This is a genomic window from Stenotrophomonas sp., assembly GCF_032061965.1.
GTDB lineage: Bacteria > Pseudomonadota > Gammaproteobacteria > Xanthomonadales > Xanthomonadaceae > Stenotrophomonas.
Genome location: NZ_DAMBEF010000042.1, coordinates 1 through 20,556, shown reverse-complemented (window position 1 = coordinate 20,556; position 20,556 = coordinate 1). Strand labels below are relative to the sequence as shown.

Sequence of the window (20,556 nt, the reverse complement as noted above, 5' to 3'; positions counted from 1 at the left end):
TTTTTACAGCCGACCGAGGCGGCCTGTGCCTCCCGTGCGGCCTTCTACGTTACCCTTGCGCCGCCCTTCGCTTGTAGTGCCCGTATGCCCCCGATTGAGCTCAGCAACCCCGACGAACATTGGATGCGCCACGCGCTGGCATTAGCCGACCGTGCGCAGCAGGAGTTCGACGAGATCCCGGTGGGCGCCGTGCTGGTGGGTGCTGAGGGCCAACTGCTGGGCGAGGGCTGGAACCTGAACATCGCCAGCCACGACCCCAGCGCTCATGCCGAGATCGTCGCCATGCGGGAAGCGGGGAAGCGGCTCGGCAACCATCGGCTGGTCGGCAGCACGCTGTACGTGACGCTGGAACCGTGTGCCATGTGCGCCATGGCGCTGGTGCATGCGCGCGTCGCCCGGGTGGTGTTTGCCGCCACCGATCCCAAGACTGGCGCCTGTGGCAGCGTGTTCGATCTGGTGGCTGATCCGCGCCACAACCACCGTGTGCAGGTCCAGGGCGGGGTGATGGCGCAGGAAGCCAGCCTGCGGCTGACCAATTATTTCCGGGCCAAGCGTGGCCGGCCACTGCTCACGCCGGACGATCTTTGACGCGGTGTGAGGGAAGGGGCGGCGTATCATGTGCCTTCGTATTCAGGCCGGCGTGGACGTTGCCGGCCCCCAGCAAGAGGCATGACATGGCGGATAACAGTGCAGAGCGGTTGATCTGGATCGACCTGGAAATGACCGGTCTCGATACCGACAACGATTCCATCATCGAGATCGCCACGGTAGTCACCGATGGCCAGCTCAACGTACTTGCCGAAGGCCCGGAGTTTGCGATCTCGCACCCGTTGGCTACGTTGGAAGCGATGGACGAGTGGAACCGCAACCAGCACCAGCGTTCCGGGCTGTGGCAGCGCGTCCTGGACAGCACCACCACCCTGGGCCAGGCCGAAGCGAAGACCATCGAGTTCCTCCAGGACTGGATCAAGGCGGGTGCGTCACCGATGTGTGGCAACTCGATCTGCCAGGACCGCCGCTTCCTGCATCGCCAGATGCCGCGCCTGCAGCGCTACTTCCACTACCGCAACCTCGATGTGTCCACGATCAAGGAGCTTTCCAAGCGCTGGTCGCCGAGCGTGGCTGCGGGCGTGAGCAAGACCTCCAGCCACACTGCGTTGAGCGACGTGCACGATTCGATCGCCGAGCTGCGCCATTACCGACAATTCATGGGCGCCCTGTCCGGTCTCCCCCAGGCCTGAGCACGCCCGGTGTTGTCGAGCCATGCTCGGCAACACTTCGGCTCAAGCGCCCAAGGTCCGCTCCAAGGTTCACATCGCTGTCGCTATTATCGGTGGCATGAACGAACTGACCGTGCTGCCCGCCGACATCGAACGCAATGCCCAGGACTGGGCCGACCTGCAACGCGCCGTCGCGTTGCTGGAGGCGCCGACGTTGACCGCACGCATGGCTGGCATCGTCGGTGCCCCCCTCGAGTTCGCGGTGAAGAGGCTGCCGGCAGCCGTATCCAAGCGCATGCACGGTGCGGTGCATGCCGCCCTGACCAAGGCCACGCAGGCGGCGCTGTGGAGCATGGATAACGCCCCGCACAAGCCCTCGTCCACACGCTGGCACAAGCTCGCCGCCGCGACGTCGGGGGCGGTAGGCGGTGCGTTCGGGTTTGCCGCCTTGTTCGTGGAATTGCCGGTGTCCACCACCATCATGATGCGCGCGGTAGCCGACGTGGCCCGGAGCGAGGGCTTTGACCTGTCCGAGATGAGCACCCGTCAGGCTTGCCTGGAGGTGTTTGCCCTGGGCGGCAATTCGTCCAGTGACGATGCCAGCGACACCGGCTACTACCTGGCGCGAGGCTTCACCACCGACGTCATGCGCCATCTTTCGGCTGAGCTGGCCGGACGTGTGGTCACTGGCCGCGACCTGACCTTGGGCGTGGCACCCAAGGAGGCAGGCAAGTTGTTGGCCAAGGTGGTGGAGAAGGTCGCCGCGCGTTTCGGCGTGGTGGTGACCGAGAAGTTTGCGGCGCAGGCAGTGCCCCTGATCGGCGCAGCCACCGGCGCAACACTGAACACCATGTTCACCGATTACTACCAGGACATGGCGCGCGGCCACTTCATCGTGCGCCGCCTGGAGCGGACGTATGGCGAGCAAGCCGTGCATCTGGCCTATACGCAGATCAACGGGCGTCTGGCGGGCTGATATGCACGGCAACGATGCCCCTGTGTAGCGCGGAACTTGCGTGTTTTGTTGATTTGAAGTCAACAATCTTTTCCGTTGTCGGCGGCTAGTGCGGCATTGGATTGACGTCGAAGATGGCGCTCCCGACGTCGTGTGCGAGAGCCAATGAACCGTTTGCTGCCTGTTGTTGCCTCAACCTTGATCGCCGGTGCCGGCTTGCTGGCCCCGCTGCACGCCGCCGAGCCGGCGGCAGACCAGTACTGGGTCAGCAGTTGGACGGCGGCCCCGCAACAGGTATGGGACGAAAGCTTTCTGTTCCCCAGCAACGTGCCGGCAACGCTGCGCGATCAAACCGTGCGCCAGGTGGCGCGTCTGAGCGTGGGTGGCGGCCGCCTGCGTCTGGTGTTCTCGAACCTCGATGGTGAGCAGCCGTTGGCCCTGGGCCGGGTTACCGTGGCCTTGGCCGGCGAGGGCGGGGCGGTTGTTCCGGGCAGCATGCGTGAGGTGCTGTTCGATGGCGCGTCGCAGGCAACAATGGCGGCAGGAGCGCCGTTGATCAGCGATGCCGTCGCGCTGCCAACGGATGCGCTGGCCCGGTTGGCTGTCAGTGTGCATGTGCCGGGACCCGCGGCGGTGCGAACGTTTCACTGGGACGGGCGTGAGACCGGCTGGATTGTCGCTGGCCAGCAGACGTCCGCAGTTGAATTGAGCACAGGTGATGCGGACATCACCACCACCGCGCGCCTGTTGTTGAGTGGCATCGAGGTTGAGACCGCCACACCTGCCCGAGCCGTCGCGGTGATCGGGGATTCGATCACCGATGGCGCGACGGCCAGTCTGGATGCCGACAGTCGTTGGCCCGATGCCTTGGCCGAGCGCTTGGCGCCACGCGGTGTCGCGGTGATCAATGCAGGCATCTCGGGTGGCCGCCTGCTCAGCGATGGCATGGGGCAGAGTGCGCTGGCGCGGCTGCAGCGCGATGCGCTTGCGCAGCCGGGTGTGCGCACCGTTGTAGTGATGGTAGGCATCAATGACATCGCCTGGCCCGGGACAGCGTTCGCTCGGGATCAGCCACGGCCTGCGTTGGAAGCGCTGCAGGCGGGCTACCAGCAGCTTGTACGCCAGGCGCATCGACTCGGTGTACGGGTGATTGGCGTGACGCTGACGCCCTTCAAGGGCGCACTGCCCGATACGCCGTTGGCGGATTATTACCATCCGCAGAAGGATGCGTTGCGGCAGGCGTTGAACGACTGGATACGGCATTCCGGTGTCTTCGATGCGATTATTGATGCCGACGTGGCGTTGCGTGATCCGGGCGATCCTTCCCGCCTGCTGGCGCGCTATGACTCTGGCGATCACCTGCATCCCGGCGATGAAGGCAACCGCGCCATTGCTGCTGCGGCCGATCTGGACGCCTTGTTGGCGCCGGCGCCCGTTTCCACTCTTCCCCGCAAGGACTGATCCATGTTGTTCACCTCTTATCGAATGGGCGCGCTTGAGCTGCCCAATCGCATCGTGATGCCGCCGATGACGCGCTCGCGCGCCGCCGCCGGCAACGTCGCCACGCCGCTGATGGCGCGCTATTACGCGCAGCGCGCATCGGCTGGATTGATTGTCAGTGAAGGCACCCAGATCAGTCCGCAAGGCCAGGGTTACGCCTGGACCCCGGGAATCCACAGCCAGGCACAGGTCGAAGGTTGGCGTGGTGTGACCGACGCGGTGCACGCCGCAGGAGGGCGGATCTTCGCCCAGCTATGGCATGTGGGCCGGATCTCGCACGTGGCCCTGCAACCCGGCGGGCAGGCGCCGGTGTCGTCATCGGCGTTGCAGGCCGAAGGGGTCAAGGTCTTTGTTGATCCGCTGGGGCAAGGTCCGGAGCAGGGCGTGGGCGAGATGATCCAGCACTCGATGCCACGCGCACTTGCGCTGGACGAAATTCCCGGCGTGATCGCCGACTACGCGCGGGCCGCGCGCAACGCGCTGGAGGCGGGCTTCGACGGCGTTGAGCTGCACGGCGCCAACGGTTATCTGATCAACCAGTTCATCGATTCGCAAGCCAATAATCGTCAGGACCAATACGGTGGTTCGCTGCAGAACCGGCTGCGCTTCCTGCGCGAGGTGGTGACCGCTGTTACCGCCGAAGTCGGAGCGGAGCGAGTTGGCGTTCGCCTGGCGCCACTGACCACCCTGCAGGGCGCCGTGGACGATACGCCGCAGGCGACCTATCTGGCGGCAGCGCGAGTACTGGATGCACTGGGCGTGGCCTATCTGCACATCGCCGAGGCCGATTGGGAGGATGCGCCGGAAATGCCGGTCGCCTTCAAGGAGGCGCTGCGCATGATCTATTCGGGCACCCTGATCTACGCCGGCAAGTACGACGTGGCGCGCGCCGAGGAAGCCTTGCAGCGCGGCTGGGCTGACCTGATCGGGTTCGGTCGCCCGTTCATTGCCAATCCGGACTTGCCGGCACGGCTGGAGCAGGGGCTGGCGTTGAACGCGGCGGATGGAACCACCTTCTTTGGCGGCGGTGCCAAGGGACTGGTGGACTATCCGCGTGTTGTTGAGCAGGCGCTTGAGGTGGTTTGAGTCGTCAGGTGGCTGGCAAGGAGGCAGTTGAGCATCGGCTCACCACGCGCAAAAGCAGAAAGCCCCGCATTGCGGGGCTTTCTGTTTCAAGCGTTCAAACCGGTGCGACTCAGGCGGATGCCTTCAGCTTGGCCAGGCGCAGCCAGGTGTCGACCACGGTGTCCGGGTTCAGCGACACCGACTCGATGCCTTCCTGCATCAGCCATTCGGCCAGATCCGGGTGATCGGACGGGCCCTGGCCGCAGATGCCAACGTACTTGCCCTTGGCGCGGGCGGTCTTGATCGCCATCGACAGCAGCTTCTTGACTGCCGGGTTACGCTCGTCGAACAGGTGCGCAACGATCGAGGAGTCGCGGTCCAGGCCCAGGGTCAGCTGGGTAAGGTCGTTGGAGCCGATCGAGAAGCCGTCGAAGATTTCCAGGAACTCTTCAGCCAGCAGTGCGTTGGACGGCACTTCGCACATCATGATGATCTTCAGGCCGTTCTCGCCCTGCTTCAGGCCGTTGGCAGCCAGCACCTCGACGACCTTGCGGCCTTCTTCCAGGGTGCGCACGAACGGGATCATCACCCACAGGTTCTCCAGGCCCATCTCGTTGCGTACGCGCAACACGGCCTGGCATTCCAGTGCGAAGGCCTTGGAGAAGCTCGGGTCGACGTAACGGCTGGCGCCGCGGAAGCCGATCATCGGGTTCTCTTCGTGCGGCTCGTAGTTGCTGCCACCGATCAGGTTGGCGTACTCGTTGGACTTGAAGTCCGACAGGCGCACGATCACCGGGTTCGGTGCGACCGAGGCGGTCAGGGTGGCGATGCCTTCGGCCAGACGGTCCACGTAGAAGCTGACCGGATCCTTGTAGCCGGCAATCTTGTCGTCGATCTTCTTCTTGGTGGCAGCGTCCTGGCGGTCGTATTCCAGCAGCGCGTTCGGATGGATGCCGATGTGGCTGGCAATGATCATTTCCAGGCGGGCCAGGCCGATGCCGGCGTTCGGCAGCTGGCCGAAGTCGAAGGCACGTTCCGGGTTGGCCACGTTCATCATGATCTTCAACGGTGCCGGCGGCATGTTGCCCAGATCGGTGGTGGTGCGCTCGAACTCCAGCTTGCCGGCGTAGATGAAGCCGGTGTCGCCCTCGGCGCAGCTGACGGTCACTTCCTGGCCGTCCTCGATCACCTGGGTGGCATTGCCCGAACCCACCACGGCCGGCACGCCCAGCTCACGCGCGATGATCGCGGCGTGGCAGGTGCGGCCACCACGGTTGGTGACGATGGCCGAAGCGCGCTTCATCACCGGTTCCCAATCGGGGTCGGTCATGTCGGCGATCAGTACATCGCCCGGCTGCACGCGGGCCATGTCGTCCAGCGACTTGACCACGCGGGCCACGCCGGCACCGATCTTGGCGCCGACGGCGCGGCCTTCGGCAATCACTTCACCCTTGCCCTGCAGCGCATAGCGCTCCATCTGGGTGGCCTTGGCGCGCGACTTCACGGTTTCCGGGCGGGCCTGGACAATGAACAACTTGCCGCTGACGCCGTCCTTGGCCCACTCGATATCCATCGGGCGGCCGTAATGCTTTTCGATGACCAGCGCCTGCTTGGACAGTTCCTGCACGTCCTCATCGCTGATCGAGAAGGTGTTGCGCACTTCGACGGGGGTGTCTTCGATCTTGACGCGCTCGCCCGGGACATCCGAATAGACCATGCGGATGGCCTTGGAGCCCAGCGAGCGGCGCAGGATGGCCGGCTTGCCGGCATGCAGGCTCGGCTTGTAGACGTAGAACTCGTCGGGGTTGACCGCGCCCTGTACCACCATTTCGCCCAGACCGACCGAAGAGGTGACAAACACCACGTCGCGGAAGCCGGACTCGGTGTCCAGGGTGAACAGCACGCCGGAGGAACCAACGCCCGAACGCACCATCAGCTGCACGCCGGCGGACAGGAACACGTCTTCATGCTTGAAGCCGTGGTGCACGCGGTAGGCGATGGCGCGGTCGTTGTAGAGGGAGGCGAACACTTCCTTGACCTTGTGCACGACGTCGTCGGCACCGGTGACATTGAGGAAGGTTTCCTGCTGGCCCGCGAACGAAGCGTCGGGCAGGTCTTCAGCGGTAGCCGAGGAGCGGACCGCTACGGCGATGTCGCCACCGCCGTTTTCGGCGCTCAGCTTGGCGTAGGCATCGCGGATGTCCTTGTCCAGCTGCGGCTGCAGCGGGGCGTCGATCACCCAGCTACGGATTTCCTTGCCGGCAACGGTCAGGGCGGCGACATCTTCCACGTCCAGCGTGGCCAGCTTGTCGAAAATGCGCTTGGACAGGTCGTTATGGGCGATGAAGTCCTTGAACGCCTCGGAGGTGGTTGCATAACCACCGGGGACGGACACCCCCAGACCGGCCAGATTGCCGATCATTTCCCCGAGAGAGGAATTCTTGCCACCTACGCGGGCCAGATCAGCCAGGCGCAGCTCATGCAACCACAGGATATTCTCGTTCAAGCGCGATGCTCCGTTGAGGCCATCGCCCGAGGCGGGCTTGGGATGGCCACGTCCGTAGGAAGAAGCCAATATGATGCAGTGCACACCGAAGCCGCACAAGCTTGTGACAATACTTTGTCTTGTGCTTGTCTTTTCCGGGACAGGCGCTGGTCATACCCCTGGCCGAGGGTCAGGATCACACTTTTGAAGGGAATCCCATGACGGCAATTCGCCCGGTTTTCTACGTTTCCGACGGCACCGGCATCACCGCCGAGACGGTCGGGCACAGCCTCCTTACCCAGTTCAATGGCTTCAGTTTCGTGACTGATCGCATGTCGTTTGTCGACGATGCTGACAAGGCGCACGAAGCTGCCGCGCGTATCCGGGCCGCCGGGGAGCGCTACCAGGTACGCCCGATCGTGGTTAGTTCCTGCGTGGACTCCAGCCTTGGCCTGATCCTGGAGGAGAGCGGGGCGCTGGTCCTGGATGTCTTCGCCCCATTCATCGGGCCATTGGAGCAGGAACTCAGCTCTGCCAGGCACTCCAAGGTAGGCCAGGCCCACGGCATGGTCGACTTCGATACCTACCATCGGCGTATCAATGCGATGAATTTCGCGCTCAGCCACGACGATGGCATCGCGGTGAACTACGACGAGGCCGACGTGGTGCTGGTGGCGGTATCAAGGGCCGGCAAGACCCCGACCTGCATTTATCTTGCGCTGCACTACGGCATACGCGCGGCCAACTATCCGTTGACCGAAGAGGACCTGGAGCAGGATCGCCTGCCGCCGCGCCTGCGCCCGTACCGCAACAAGTTGTTCGGCCTGACCATCGATCCCGAGCGCCTGCAGCAGATCCGCCAGGAGCGCCGGCCCAACTCCCGCTACGCCAGCGCCGAAACCTGCAGGCGCGAAGTGGCTGCTGCGGAGACGATGTTCCGCATGGAGCGTATTCCCACCTTGAGCACCACCCATACCTCGATCGAGGAGATATCCAGCAAGGTGCTGGGCACCCTGGGCCTGCAGCGCGAGATGTTCTGACGCAGCCAGGGCCGATGGGAATGGCGTAGGTCGCCAAGCAAGCGCTGCGACCGTTCGCACGGTTGGTGCGCGCCATTGCCCTGGCTGCGCGGTTGACGCCGTTTCCGCAGAAGTGGGGCGACGGAATTGCCTGTTCGTCGTGTACGATCAGCCCATGGCACAGGCACTGTCCCGCATCGATCGCATCCCCCGGCTCAGTCGCCTGAGCTGGTTGATGGGTTTGTACGCCGAGAACTACACGCACCTGATGCGGTTGTTCGCGCCGGATCGCCTGCAGCAGGGTGGTTACGTGTCCAGCATCGGCGACGGGCTGGACGTGCGCCTGGATGTGATTGAGTGCCACCGCTATACGGTCGAATTGCGTTTGACCTATGACCTGTGCGACCCACTTACCGGCGAGCCGGATCCTTCGGCCTATGTGCGCCTCTACCGCGATGCCCGCCAAGCCGAAACCACGCATTGCTATGTCGGCCGGCGTTGGCAGGACGTCGTGGGCATGTATCCGCCGGCAGAAGCCTTGATCAGCCATCGCATGCGCATGAATACCTTCCTGGGCAAGTGGATGGCCTATCTGGCCGAGCGCGGCCATGGCGTGGCGACCCTGCAGCGCGCCTCGGCGACGGTGCTGCAACTGCGCAGCCCCAGCAGCAACGGCGGCTGAGTGGTCACGGCCAATCGGTCATACTGATGGGCCCCAAGGTTTTTGGTTGTCGCTGCTGATGCCGTATACCCCGATCATGGCCACGCTTGGCTACGTGCTGTCGCCGGATGGCAGCAAGGCATTGATGATCCACCGCAATACCCGCCCCGGGGACATGCACCTGGGCAAGTACAACGGGCTGGGCGGCAAGATGGAGACCGACGAGGACATCCTTGCCTGCATGCACCGCGAGATCCGCGAAGAAGCCGGCATCGAATGCGGCACCACCCGGCTGCGTGGCACCATCAGCTGGCCGGGCTTCGGCAAGAACGGCGAGGACTGGTTCGCCTTCATCTTCGTCATTGACGACTACACCGGCACACCGCTGGAATCCAACCCGGAAGGCACCCTGCAATGGGTGGAGGTCGAACAGCTCGAGTCGCTGCCGCTGTGGGAAGGCGACCGGCATTTCCTGCCGCTGGTGTTTGATGCCGACCCGCGTCCCTTCCACGGGGTCATGCCTTACCGTGACGGCCGGATGCAATCCTGGGATTACACGCGCCTGTAATGCGAGGCCTGACCCTTGTTGGGCGCATTCACCTCAATCGCGCTAGGCTGATGTCATCAAGGCACAAAGACCCGATATGAAACGCCACTTTTCGATGCTCCGCGAATTCCAGCTGGCAGACTGGTTCACGCTCGGCAATGCGTTCTGCGGCACCGGCGCGGTGTTTGCGGCGATGCGGTTCCTGCAGGATGGACAGCGTGGCTTCCTGCTGTTCGGGATGGCACTGATTCCCTTGGCCTTCATCTTCGATGCACTGGATGGCAGGGTGGCGCGCTGGCGCCAGTCTTCGTCCACGCTCGGGCGCGAGCTGGACTCGCTCGCCGACATCATCTCCTTCGGTGTCGCGCCGGCCGCGCTTGCCTATGCCTGCGGCATGCAGGGTGGTTGGGACTGGCTGGTGCTGAGCTACTTCGTATGCTGCGGCGTCAGCCGCTTGGCGCGTTACAACGTGACCGCTGAGGAGATCGCTGGCGACTCGGACAAGGTGCCGTATTTCGAGGGGACGCCGATCCCGACCAGCCTGGCGCTGGTGGTAGTGCTGGCGGTGGCTGCCCATTTCAGTGCCATTGGCCCGGCCCTTTGGGGCGGCAGCTGGCAACTGGGGCCGTGGCAGTTGCACCCGATGGTGCTGCTGTTCGCGCTGTCCGGTTCGCTGATGATCAGCAAGACCCTGCGTATTCCCAAGCCCTGACGCTGATTTCCTGCCCGCGTTGCTATCATCAGCGGGCATTGGGAGAGGCAGACGATGGCGGCACCGGGCAACAACGACAACAACCCGTTCGAGGCGCAGATGCGCGGCTACTGGGACGCCTGGGCACAGTCCCTGGGTGGCCAGGGCGCTGCCGACTTTCCTTGGCGTGAAAGCATCGAGCAGTGGACCCGATTGGTATCCACGGATACGCCGCCCGAGGTCCAGGAGCTGGGGGCGCGCTTCCAGCACCAGGCCGGCGACTGGCTGGGCACCATGCAGCGCGTGGCGGCCCGGTTTGCCGGCCGTGATACCAGCGCGGCCGAGGTGGCAGGCGCTTGGCGTCAGGCCACCGAAGGACAGGGCGATGCATTGTTGCAATGGATGCTGGGCGCGGCCCGTGGCGGCAATGCGCTCAATGACCAGCCGTGGGTGCGCGATATTGCACGTGCGGTGCAGTCCGGCTTCGCCGGTGGTGAGTGGCTGGAGGCGCCGGCATTTGGGCCGGCCAGAGAGCACCAGGCGCGTTGGCAGGCGTTGCTGAAGCTGCAGCAGGAATACCAGGGCCGCGCGGAGCGCTACGTGGATGCAATCCGTAGCGTACTGGATGATGCATTCCAACGCTTCGAAGCCAAGCTGACCGAACATGAAGTGCCGGGCAGCCAGCTGACCAGTGCACGCGCCATGTTTGATCTGTGGATCGATGCGGCTGAAGAGGCCTATGCAAAGATGGCCCTGTCCGAAGAGTTCCAGCGCATCTATGGCGATCTGGCGAACGCACAGATGCGTTTGCGTTCGGCGTCGCAGCGCGAGTTGGAACGTGCCTGCGAAACGATGGGGGTGCCTACCCGCAGCGAGATGGATGCGGCCCATCGGCGTATCACCGAGTTGGAACGGCAACTGCGGCGGGTGATGGCGCGCATGGGGGAGGTTGCGGTTGCCCCCAGCGGAAGTTCCTCTCCTGAGAAATCTGCAAAGAATGCGTCGGATGCCAAGGCGTCCAAAAGGGCGACTTCGGCACCGGCCGCCGCCAAGGCGGTAGCGAACAAGCCGGTAGCACGGAAGGCTGTTGCCAAGAGGGCGCCAGCGAAGAAGGCCGCGACCACGAAGCTCGCGGCGAAGCCGATTGCGAAGAAGCCGGGGGCCACCAAGGTCGCCAAGAAGCTGCCAGCGGTGCGCAGCAAGCCGGCGGCCACGCGGCGTGGAGGCAAGGCATGAAGGGCCCCTTGGGTTTTGGCAATGACGACCTGTTGCAGGAAACCCTGCAATGGCAGCGCAAGTTGCTCGATGGGCTGAAGCTGCTGCCGGGCGTGGACGATGTCAATTACGGCGTCACCGAGCGGCAGGAAGTCTGGAGCGACGGCAAGGTCAAGCTGTACCGCTTCGTCAGTGATCACCCCGGCAACGGCCAGCCACCGCTGCTCATCGTCTATGCGCTGGTCAACCGGCCGTACATGGTGGATCTGCAGGATGGTCGCTCGCTGGTACAGAAGTTGCTGGCGCTTGGCCAGGATGTATACGTGCTGGACTGGGGCTATCCCGATCGCTCCGAGCGCTATCTGACGCTGGAGGATTACCTGCTGCGTTACATCGACGGCGCCGTCGACCACCTGCGCGCACAGCAGCAAGGCGAGCCGGTCAACCTGCTGGGCATCTGCCAGGGCGGGGTGTTCTCGTTGTGCTACAGCGCGTTGCGCCCGCACAAGGTGCGCTCGCTGATCACCATGGTGACGCCGGTGGATTTCCAGACCCCGGACAATATGTTGTCGCATTGGGCGCGGCATGTGGACGTGGACCTGTTCGTCGATACGCTGGGTAACATCCCGGCCGACCTGATGAACGCCAGTTACCTGATGCTCAAGCCATTCCGCCTCAACGTGCAGAAGTATGTGGGGTTGATGGACATCCTGGATGACAAGCAGGCGCTGGAGGATTTCCTGCGCATGGAAAAGTGGATCTTCGATTCACCTGATCTGGCGGGCGAAGCATTCCGGCAGTTCGTCAAACAGTTCTATGAAGGCAATGGCCTGATGCAGGGGACCATCCAGATCGGTGAGGAGGCGGTGGATCTGCAGCAGGTGACGATGCCGGTGCTGAATATCTATGCCGAACAGGATCACCTCGTGCCGCCGGCAGCATCGCGGGCGATGGCCGCGCAGATCGGCAGCAAGGACTACACCGAAGTCGGTTTCCGCGGTGGTCATATCGGCATCTACGTCTCGGGCCGTGCCCAGCGCGAGGTGCCTTCGGCAATCCACGAATGGTTGAGCAGGACGCACTGATGCGCATAGTGAGCGTGGTAGTTGGGATGTTGCTGGCGACGCAGGCCGGTGCCGTGGTAGCGGGGCCCAGCGCAGCCACGCAACGCGAAATCAGCGGCCTGATGCAGGCGCTGGAAAGCTCGGGTTGCCGCTTCCAGCGCAACGGAAGTTGGCACGATCCGGCGCAGGCGCGCACGCACCTGCAGCGCAAGTACGACTATCTGCTCAAGCGCGACATGGTCGACAGCAGCGAGCAGTTCATTGAACGCGCAGCCAGCCGCAGCAGCATCAGTGGCAGGGCGTATCGCGTGGCCTGCCCGGGTGCCGCCGAGCAGGATGCAGCGCCTTGGTTCCTTGCCAAGTTGCGGCAGCTGCGCAGCGCTGGGCGGTAGCTCCATCGTGAATGCCCGGATTCCGCCTTGGGCGCTGCGCGTGTTGCAGGCGATGGGTGCAGTCTGGACGCTGCCGAACACCCTGATCGGATTGCTGGCTGGCCTGGCAGGCTGCATTGCCGGTGCCCGCGTGTACTGGAGCCGGCGTGATTGCGCACTGGTTTTCCGTCGTTGGCCGTGGGGCCCCGGTGGCGCCATCACCTTGGGCATGGTGATCCTGCATACCGGTGCGGACCTGGATGGCCTGTGCATGACGTACGAACATCGTGCCGGGCGTTGCCAGCATCCGCGCGTGCGTCTGGGCGACCATGAGCGTGCCCACGTGTACCAATACATGCTGCTGGGGCCGCTGTTCCTGCCGGTTTACCTGCTCTGTGGCGGCGTCAGCGTACGCAACCCGCTCGAGCGCGCTGCTGATCGCTACGCGATGCAGGGCAGGGGGTGGTTCCCCGGCGTGGGCTGAACCTGTCTTCAGGCCGCAATACCGTGGTCATGGCGTGAAAACCTTTTGTGTACATCCTACTAACGCCGGCCCGCGTAGAGTTGCGGCGTTATAGATCCAACAGGAGTACCAACCACCATGGCAATTGTTCTTTATATCGGTGGCAGCAAGGATGGCGACAAGGGCGTGGTGCCCTATGGTTTCAGCAAGACGCGCGCGGATACCGAGCATGGTCCGGAGTTCTATGTGGAGCGCATGATGAACGTCAGCGGCCGTGGCCGCATGCGCGTGATGGTGCTGGAAGACCTGCGCGACGACATTGCCTGCCAACGCTTGAACCAGCACCTGGCCTGAACCAGGTCCGTCGGTCAGGGCCCCATGCCCGCCGTAGTGCATTGTCAAGCTTCCGTCGCGGCCCCGGCATTGCCAGAATGCAGATTCCCTAGAACGTGGTTTCCGCACCCGGCAATGCAAGATATCAAGCTCGCGCAGCAGATCGCGCAGACCATCGCCAACGAAATCGGCGCCCAGGCCACCCAGGCCAGGGCGGCTATCGCCTTGTTGGACGAAGGTGCCAGCGTCCCGTTCATCGCCCGCTACCGCAAGGAAGTCACCGGCGGTCTGGATGACACCCAGTTGCGCAACCTGGAAGTGCGCCTGACTTACCTGCGCGAGCTGGAGGACAGGCGCAAGGCCGTGCTGTCCAGCATCGAGGAGCAGGGCAAGCTCAGTGACGAACTGCGCAACGACATCCTGGCGGCCGATACCAAAAGCCGCCTGGAAGACTTGTACCTGCCGTACAAGCCCAAGCGCCGTACCAAAGCGCAGATCGCCCGTGAGGCCGGCTTGGAGCCGCTGGCTGATGGCTTGCTGGCCGACCCTGGGCAGGATCCGCAGACAGCCGCTGCGGCTTACATCAGCGCCGACAAGGGTGTCGCCGATGCCAAGGCTGCGCTGGAAGGTGCCCGCGCGATCCTGATGGAGCGCTGGGGCGAGGATGCGGCACTGGTCGGTGAACTGCGCCAATGGCTGAGCGAGCAGGGGGTGATCCGTGCCCGCGTGGCTGAAGGCAAAGAGGCCGAAGGCGCCAAGTACCGCGACTACTTCGATCACGCCGAATCCCTGGCCAAGATTCCTTCGCATCGCCTGCTCGCCTTGTTCCGCGCCCGCCGCGAGGAAATCCTGTTCCTGGAGCTGGACCCTGGCAGCGATGCCGAGGCTGGCCATCAGTACGCCGAGGGCCGCGTTGCCCGCAACGCAGGCATTGCCGACAAGGGCAGGGCGGCGGACCGTTGGTTGCTGGACGCATGTCGCCTGACCTGGCGGGCCAAGTTGCACATGCACCTGCTGCTGGACCTGTTCAATCAGGCGCGGGAAAAAGCCGAGGCCGAGGCCATCGCCGTGTTTGGCGACAACCTCAAGGATCTGCTGCTGGCTGCACCGGCTGGCCCCAAGGCCGTGCTGGGCCTGGACCCTGGCATCCGTACCGGTTGCAAGATCGCCGTGGTCGACGCCACCGGCAAACTGCTGGCCACCGATACCATCTACCCGCACGAGCCGCGACGGCAGTGGGAGCAGTCGCTGCAGACCATCAAGCAGTTGTGCATCAAACACGGGGTGGAGCTGATCGCGATCGGCAACGGCACCGCAAGCCGCGAAACCGACAAGCTCGCCGGCGAGGCGATCCAGGCCTGCGCCAATCCCAAGTTGCAGAAAGTCGTGGTCAGTGAAGCCGGTGCGTCGGTGTATTCGGCGTCGGAGTTCGCGGCCAAGGAGTTCCCGGGCCTGGACGTATCGCTGCGCGGCGCGGTATCCATCGCCCGACGGTTGCAGGACCCGCTGGCCGAGCTGGTGAAGATCGAGCCCAAGGCCATTGGCGTCGGCCAGTACCAGCACGATGTGGACCAGTTCCGCCTGGCCAAGGCGCTGGACGCGCGCGTGGAAGACTGCGTCAACGCGGTGGGCGTATACGTCAACACCGCGTCGGCGGCGCTGTTGTCGCGCGTGTCCGGCCTGTCGTCAACGGTGGCCGAGAACATCGTTCGTCACCGTGATGACAACGGTCCGTTCAAGCGCCGCAAGGAGCTGTTGAAGGTGCCGCGGCTTGGCGAGAAGACTTTCGAGCAATGCGCCGGCTTCCTGCGTATTGCCGATGGCGACGAGCCGCTGGATGCATCGGCCGTGCACCCGGAGGCCTATCCCGTTGTGGAGCGCATCGTCGCCACCGCGGCGCGCCCGATCAAGGCAGTGCTGGGTGACGGCAGCTTCCTGCGCGGGCTGAAGCCGGAGCAGTTCACCGATGCGACCTTTGGTGTGCCCACCGTCCGCGACATCCTCAAAGAGCTCGAAAAGCCAGGGCGCGACCCACGGCCTGAATTCAAGGCCGCGCGGTTCGCCGACGGCGTGGAGGACATCAAGGACCTGCGCGAAGGGATGATCCTGGAAGGCGTGGTCAGCAACGTGGCCGCATTTGGCGCGTTTGTCGACATCGGTGTCCATCAGGACGGCCTCGTGCATATCTCCGCGCTGTCGGACAGCTACGTCAAGGATCCCCGCGACGTGGTCAAGGCCGGTGACATCGTCAAGGTGAAGGTGTTGGAAGTGGACGTCGCCCGCAAGCGCATCGCGCTTACCCGGCGGCTGGAAGACGCACCGGCGGCGAAGAAGCCGGAGCAGGCCGCAGGGCAGGGCAATGGCCCCCGGCGTGACGGTGGCGCTGCCCGGGGACAGCACGCTGGCAAGAACGGTGGACGCCCAGGCAACGCGGGCACGCGCCCAGCGCAATCGGCGGCACCGGTCAACAATGCCCTGGCCGATGCGTTCGCACGCGCCCGCAAGGGTGGCGGATAAGCCCTGGCGCGGATGGCAACAAAAAAGGCCCCGCTTGTGCGGGGCCTCTCGGTTGCGGATGGCCAGGATCAGCTGGTCGCCAGGGACTGCGCCAGAGCCTGACTCAGATCAGCGCCGGTATAGGGCTTGGCCAGCTTGATGCCGCTGTCGAACACGGCCGGCAGCTGTGAGGTGTCCATGCCGGTTGCCACCAGAAAGGGGATCCCTCGAAGCTTCAGCGCTTCGGCGATGGGCGCACTGGTTTCACTGTGGGACAGCCAGTAGTCCAGAAATGCCAGCTGCGGTTGCATATCGTCCAGCATCTGCATGGCTGCGGCCACGGTGGCAGCGACACCGACCACGCAAAGCCCTTCGCTCTCAAGCTGAAGCTGAAGCAGCATTGCGTTCAGTTCGTCGTTTTCGACGATGAGTACGCGGGTTGCGTGTTGCGATGCCATTGATCGTGACCTTTTGCGTTGGCGAGAGTATAGCCTTCGCGGGAAACCGGTATTACAGAAAAAATTCGCCGCACCCCCTGCCCAACTGAACAAAGCTCCGCTATACTCGCCGCCTTGCCAGCCGAAGTGGCGGAATCGGTAGACGCAGCGGATTCAAAATCCGCCGCCCTTAAAAGCGTGTGGGTTCGAGTCCCACCTTCGGCACCAAAAGAAAACAGGCACTTAGGTGCCTTTTTCTTTGCCTGTAATTCGGCGGAGTGCTCCGAAGTTCGAAGGGGTTGTCCCGCAATACCTATCGAGTTGGCGTGGCCTTGGCTCCTCGGCGCTTCCTCGCATGGTGCTCCGTCATCGCGACGGACGAGTGGGCGAACTGCTGGGGCTGTCGGATGATCTCCGGCGGAATCTGTTTTGTCGGCGCCAGCTGTGGCGCGCTGATCTCGGAACGGGATGCCTTCGATCTTGGCCGCCCAACAGGCCTTGAGCCACCGGCTCGACATGGTCGTGACCGTCGCACCGGCCATGCTCCTTCACCACCAAGCGCGTGTTGTGCACGGTGAAGGGCTTCTTTTTCTCTCGTATGCACTCACCAGTACCGCGAGGGCGTCGCTGATCCTGGTCCGTCGCATATGGGGGTGCTATTCGGGCGCAGGTGCGCAACGCCATCGCTCAAGTCCATCTCGATGAGTGACAGTACATCGGCTGGCCGCGGCCCCGACAGATAGGCGAGATCCTCACGCCGCGCAGGCTGGAACGCCCTCAGCGATGTCGTATTCGTAAACCTCGGTCGTTCCCGAGTAGGGGGCGCTGGTCTCCCAGGTTTCAGTGCCATGGTGATAACAAAGCCCATGGCCTGGATTGACTACAAGTGCTCCAGTGGCGGTCGCTCTTGTTCTGTTTGTTCTTGTTCTTCCGCCGCATGGAAAATTTCCTTAAGGGTTCTGCCTCCAATCCTTGTCACGACTGCCTTGAATTCAACCAGCTCAACGAGGTAGTCATGTGTCTGGCCTTCGATCTGGCGAATTTTCTCTCCCCAGTCTTCATTGAGTTCCGTCTGCCCGTTCTGCAGGAAACCTTCGGAAAGATCAATCCAGATGAATCCTGTGCTTGTATCCGGCGTCAGCCGAACCCGGACGTAACTGTCCTGGCCAGGAAGCCGCTTCTGCCTGTCAACGAACCGTTGAACTTCAGGCTCGACTTCCTTCAGCACTATCAAGCTGTCTTCCAGACGGATGGCGGATCCGGGCTCAATGCCATGTTGGGCATGTAGATGCCCGGAGAAGATGAGTGTTGTCGCAAAGGTGAACGCGTATAGCTTCAACTTTGTTCCATGTGTGGTGCGCATTCTCATTCCTTCTTGTCAATCAATGGCAGCTCTCCCCAGCTGGAAGACGGTATCCCCAGCTCCTGCCGTGACGCTACCTTGGACGATTTAGCGCTTCTGTCTACTTGTTGAAGATTTCGGCGTCCACGCGGGTGGCTGTTCGTATCGTCAGCCCTCCCGGGAGGTTCGTGCTGGACACGAGAGGTTCCGTCACATCTGGTGCGGTTGCGTCGCGCAAAAGAGCAGTCTCCAGGCGATCGACCGCGAGCGCTGCGGTGGAATGGTTGCGATGCCGCGTTCACTGCGACTTTTCCGTCAGCGCTTCGGGGCTCCCTTGCTGTTTGGAAACGATCACATGATTTCGTGGCCCGTATTGGCTCAGCGCAGGTGAGGGTGAGCATCACCAACGCAGCTCACCATGCCGAAATCGGTGGGACAACTGACGTTCCGTTCTGCTGTCACCGGGTTGGCCATGAAGCATGGAGGGGGCGGCCGGTTGTGCCCACATCCGCGGCCGCAACGAGGATCAGGCCCTCAATCCGGTCACCTTTGTCGGCGGTACATCCGAGGCCTCTGGGCTGAAACAGCGTTGCAGGAGCGGCCGCCTGAAAACTTTGCGATGCTTTGACAAGAGCTGGACTAGCATCGCGTGGCCGGAGCGGCCCCGAGGGTTGGCGCCCTGATGAATGGATCTGTCCATGCGTAATCTCTCCCATTGTGCCTTGCTGATTGCATTGATCAGCCAAGGTCCTTCTCCTGCAATCAATGCAGCCGCTGCCGCGCCAGCCGAAGTCCCGCACCAAAGCGGAAAGCCAATCGAGGATCTGAGCAAGAGCGAACGACTGGAGATAGAGGGAATGCTGGATGGCGTGCTCGCCGAGGCCGCAGCACGCTTCAAGCTGATCGATGGTCAGTCAGGCTTCGATATAAGAACGCGCCTCGTACCTCATGGTTACCGCATCGTCATCGAGATGGGCAGCAGGGCGATACCTGCGCACACCGGTTCGGAACTGGAGGACCAGCAGCACACGCTCTCCACTATCGTTCACGAGAGTCTGGCTGGTGAAATTTCCGTTGACGTTGTCGAATTTCGATATGGTGGTCGCGACATATTCGATATTCTTCCGGAAGAGGTACCGACCTTTCAGCCACGCAAGCAGAAACCGATCCGATGATCACCGTGTCTGTTGCGGAGGAGGCTCCGGGTGAAGGACCCATCGCTGGATTTTCACTCCTCTTTAGCCCGTACTGGGTTTTGATGAGAGTCAAATCCACAGGAGTGTGCCAATGGCCGACGACCTTCTTACCGCGCCGCACGTAGAGCTGGATCGCTATCTCGGGCTATGGTTCGAGATAGCACGCAAGCCGATGCGCCATGAAGATGCAGACGCGCGTGACATCACGGCGGAGTACTCGCTCAACGAGGATGGGTCGGTGCGGGTATTGAACTCCTGCATCAACGCCGAGGGCAAGCTGGAACAATCCGAAGGTACCGCCAAGGCGGTGGATGACACCAATGCCAAGCTGGAAGTGAGTTTCCTGCCGCAGGGGCTGCAGTGGATCCCGTTCACCAAAGGCGATTACTGGATCATCAAGGTCGATGCGGACTACCAGACTGCGCTGGTCGGTGACCCTGACCGCAAGTACCTATGGCTGCTGCACCGCCAGGGCACGATGCGCCGTGACGATGCGATGGAATGGTTGGAGATAGCACGCGCGCGTGGCTACGACTTGTCCGATGTGATCTGGCCATCGCAGTCGGGAGCGGTGTATCCGCCGCAGGACGCGCGTTGATCTGAACCGGGCCGCCATGTCGCCCGCTATCCGGGATTGATCTCTCGGAGGGCGGGCACATCGAACAAGTATGCGTGCGCTGTCTGTGGGCGTTGCTCGTACGTCCACGAGACCAATGGAAAGTACTGCTGCGTGCCTGCTTTCGTATGCACGGTAGCTACCGCGTTGGTAGCGTGCTGATTCGATGCGTGGATGAGCGCCAGCCTGCGTCGAACGCTTGCGCGAGACAATTCGCGTCTCCAGTCAGCGCATCACGTCACACATAGGACACGTTTGCTTGGTCGCGATTTCATCGCTGTGCTAGTTTTTTGACACCTTCAGGGGAGTGAAGAAATTCCAGTGTTTGAGTATCAAAATATGCTTATCAATCCGCGAAAGATCATTACGGTGTCAGCCATTACCGAGGCTGCCGATGGTCGCGTGCGGATGACTTTGGTTGCCGAGCAGGTGGGGCAGTTGAAGTTGACGTATGACACGTTGGCCGAAGCGAAGGCTGCCAAGGACGAGTTGCGCCGCTTGTTGCGAGTGGTCGACTGAGTGCGCCGAACTTCATGACAAAACCGGCGCAAGCCGGTTTTTTTAGGCGCGGTCGAGTGGGTCTTCGCTGCGATGGGGCGAGTTCCGCCTGTGTGGGCGAAGCCGGCGGGCACACTGCCACGCGGACGCCGCGCAAGGGCGAGCGCAGGCCCGTGCAATTACCTGGGTAGGTTGCGGGGTGAGCGACTGCTTTGATGCGTGGAGTGATGCGGGCGTATCCGGTTGGCTTTCGACGGCGTTGGCCTGATATGGATAGCGGCATTCAACAGGCAAAGAAAAAGCCCTGGTTTCCCAGAGCTTTTTAGAAATGGCGTCCCCACGGGGATTCGAACCCCGGTCGCCACCGTGAAAGGGTGATGTC

21 protein-coding genes and 1 tRNA gene are annotated in these 20,556 nt (G+C 62.9%); 19 read left to right on the top strand and 3 right to left on the bottom strand.

What is annotated here, in order from left to right:
* Positions 1-84: 84 nt before the first annotated feature.
* The 5 genes from tadA to RT460_RS16580 all read left to right on the top strand — a co-directional run bounded on the left by tadA (position 85) and on the right by RT460_RS16580 (position 4,761).
* The gene (tadA, locus tag RT460_RS16600) at positions 85-588 is read left to right on the top strand and encodes a tRNA adenosine(34) deaminase TadA (RefSeq protein ID WP_313320452.1); all 504 of its coding nucleotides are present in this window, start codon (positions 85-87) and stop codon (positions 586-588) included.
* 86 nt (positions 589-674) lie between these two features.
* Positions 675-1,241, top strand: a complete 567-nt coding sequence (orn, locus tag RT460_RS16595) for an oligoribonuclease (protein ID WP_313320450.1) — start codon at positions 675-677, stop codon at positions 1,239-1,241.
* 97 nt (positions 1,242-1,338) lie between these two features.
* Positions 1,339-2,196, top strand: coding sequence for an EcsC family protein (locus tag RT460_RS16590; RefSeq protein WP_313320448.1), 858 nt, complete (start codon positions 1,339-1,341; stop codon positions 2,194-2,196).
* A 144-nt stretch (positions 2,197-2,340) separates the two neighbouring features.
* Positions 2,341-3,636: an SGNH/GDSL hydrolase family protein gene (locus RT460_RS16585; RefSeq protein WP_313320446.1), complete on the top strand. Its 1,296-nt coding sequence runs from the start codon at positions 2,341-2,343 to the stop codon at positions 3,634-3,636.
* A 3-nt stretch (positions 3,637-3,639) separates the two neighbouring features.
* A complete protein-coding gene (locus RT460_RS16580) occupies positions 3,640-4,761 on the top strand; it encodes an alkene reductase (RefSeq protein ID WP_313320444.1) in 1,122 nt (373 codons plus the stop codon).
* Between the two features lie 109 nt (positions 4,762-4,870).
* On the opposite strand, the gene ppsA is transcribed toward RT460_RS16580, so the two are convergent.
* Complete coding sequence (gene ppsA, locus RT460_RS16575; protein ID WP_313320442.1) at positions 4,871-7,246, bottom strand: phosphoenolpyruvate synthase; 2,376 nt, start codon at positions 7,244-7,246, stop codon at positions 4,871-4,873.
* 197 nt (positions 7,247-7,443) lie between these two features.
* On the opposite strand from ppsA, the gene RT460_RS16570 reads away from it, so the two are divergent.
* The 10 genes from RT460_RS16570 to RT460_RS16525 all read left to right on the top strand — a co-directional run bounded on the left by RT460_RS16570 (position 7,444) and on the right by RT460_RS16525 (position 16,106).
* The gene (locus RT460_RS16570) at positions 7,444-8,265 is read left to right on the top strand and encodes a pyruvate, water dikinase regulatory protein (protein ID WP_313320440.1); all 822 of its coding nucleotides are present in this window, start codon (positions 7,444-7,446) and stop codon (positions 8,263-8,265) included.
* 154 nt (positions 8,266-8,419) lie between these two features.
* A complete protein-coding gene (locus tag RT460_RS16565; protein WP_313320438.1) occupies positions 8,420-8,926 on the top strand; it encodes a DUF1249 domain-containing protein in 507 nt (168 codons plus the stop codon).
* Positions 8,927-8,984: 58 nt separating this feature from the next.
* Positions 8,985-9,473 carry an 8-oxo-dGTP diphosphatase gene (locus tag RT460_RS16560; protein ID WP_313320436.1) on the top strand — a complete coding sequence of 163 codons (489 nt, stop codon included), beginning with the start codon at positions 8,985-8,987 and terminating at the stop codon, positions 9,471-9,473.
* Positions 9,474-9,549: 76 nt separating this feature from the next.
* Positions 9,550-10,164 carry a CDP-alcohol phosphatidyltransferase family protein gene (locus tag RT460_RS16555; protein ID WP_313320434.1) on the top strand — a complete coding sequence of 205 codons (615 nt, stop codon included), beginning with the start codon at positions 9,550-9,552 and terminating at the stop codon, positions 10,162-10,164.
* A gap of 54 nt (positions 10,165-10,218) precedes the next feature.
* Positions 10,219-11,379 (top strand): class III poly(R)-hydroxyalkanoic acid synthase subunit PhaE, encoded by a 1,161-nt coding sequence (gene phaE, locus RT460_RS16550; RefSeq protein WP_313320432.1) that lies wholly within the window; start codon positions 10,219-10,221, stop codon positions 11,377-11,379.
* Positions 11,376-12,443 carry a class III poly(R)-hydroxyalkanoic acid synthase subunit PhaC gene (gene phaC, locus RT460_RS16545; protein WP_313320430.1) on the top strand — a complete coding sequence of 356 codons (1,068 nt, stop codon included), beginning with the start codon at positions 11,376-11,378 and terminating at the stop codon, positions 12,441-12,443. Before phaE ends, phaC begins: the two co-directional genes overlap by 4 nt.
* On the top strand, positions 12,443-12,814 hold the full coding sequence (locus tag RT460_RS16540; RefSeq protein WP_313320428.1) for a DUF5329 domain-containing protein: 372 nt from the start codon (positions 12,443-12,445) through the stop codon (positions 12,812-12,814). The genes phaC and RT460_RS16540 overlap by 1 nt, the downstream gene beginning before the upstream one ends.
* A gap of 52 nt (positions 12,815-12,866) precedes the next feature.
* Positions 12,867-13,277: a hypothetical protein gene (locus RT460_RS16535; RefSeq protein ID WP_313320464.1), complete on the top strand. Its 411-nt coding sequence runs from the start codon at positions 12,867-12,869 to the stop codon at positions 13,275-13,277.
* 117 nt (positions 13,278-13,394) lie between these two features.
* Complete coding sequence (locus RT460_RS16530; RefSeq protein ID WP_313320426.1) at positions 13,395-13,610, top strand: hypothetical protein; 216 nt, start codon at positions 13,395-13,397, stop codon at positions 13,608-13,610.
* A 114-nt stretch (positions 13,611-13,724) separates the two neighbouring features.
* Positions 13,725-16,106, top strand: a complete 2,382-nt coding sequence (locus RT460_RS16525; RefSeq protein ID WP_313320424.1) for a Tex family protein — start codon at positions 13,725-13,727, stop codon at positions 16,104-16,106.
* A gap of 68 nt (positions 16,107-16,174) precedes the next feature.
* Here the strand turns inward: RT460_RS16525 and RT460_RS16520 are convergent, their stop codons facing one another.
* Positions 16,175-16,543, bottom strand: a complete 369-nt coding sequence (locus RT460_RS16520; RefSeq protein ID WP_313320421.1) for a response regulator — start codon at positions 16,541-16,543, stop codon at positions 16,175-16,177.
* A 120-nt stretch (positions 16,544-16,663) separates the two neighbouring features.
* Here RT460_RS16520 and RT460_RS16515 point away from each other — a divergent pair.
* Positions 16,664-16,750, top strand: a tRNA-Leu gene (locus RT460_RS16515).
* Between the two features lie 652 nt (positions 16,751-17,402).
* Here the strand turns inward: RT460_RS16515 and RT460_RS16510 are convergent.
* Complete coding sequence (locus tag RT460_RS16510) at positions 17,403-17,885, bottom strand: hypothetical protein (protein WP_313320418.1); 483 nt, start codon at positions 17,883-17,885, stop codon at positions 17,403-17,405.
* 677 nt (positions 17,886-18,562) lie between these two features.
* Here RT460_RS16510 and RT460_RS16505 point away from each other — a divergent pair.
* The 3 genes from RT460_RS16505 to RT460_RS16495 all read left to right on the top strand — a co-directional run bounded on the left by RT460_RS16505 (position 18,563) and on the right by RT460_RS16495 (position 20,195).
* On the top strand, positions 18,563-19,039 hold the full coding sequence (locus tag RT460_RS16505) for a hypothetical protein (protein ID WP_313320415.1): 477 nt from the start codon (positions 18,563-18,565) through the stop codon (positions 19,037-19,039).
* A gap of 112 nt (positions 19,040-19,151) precedes the next feature.
* Positions 19,152-19,658 (top strand): lipocalin family protein, encoded by a 507-nt coding sequence (locus RT460_RS16500; protein ID WP_313320412.1) that lies wholly within the window; start codon positions 19,152-19,154, stop codon positions 19,656-19,658.
* 357 nt (positions 19,659-20,015) lie between these two features.
* Complete coding sequence (locus tag RT460_RS16495; protein ID WP_313320409.1) at positions 20,016-20,195, top strand: hypothetical protein; 180 nt, start codon at positions 20,016-20,018, stop codon at positions 20,193-20,195.
* Positions 20,196-20,556 lie beyond the last annotated feature (361 nt).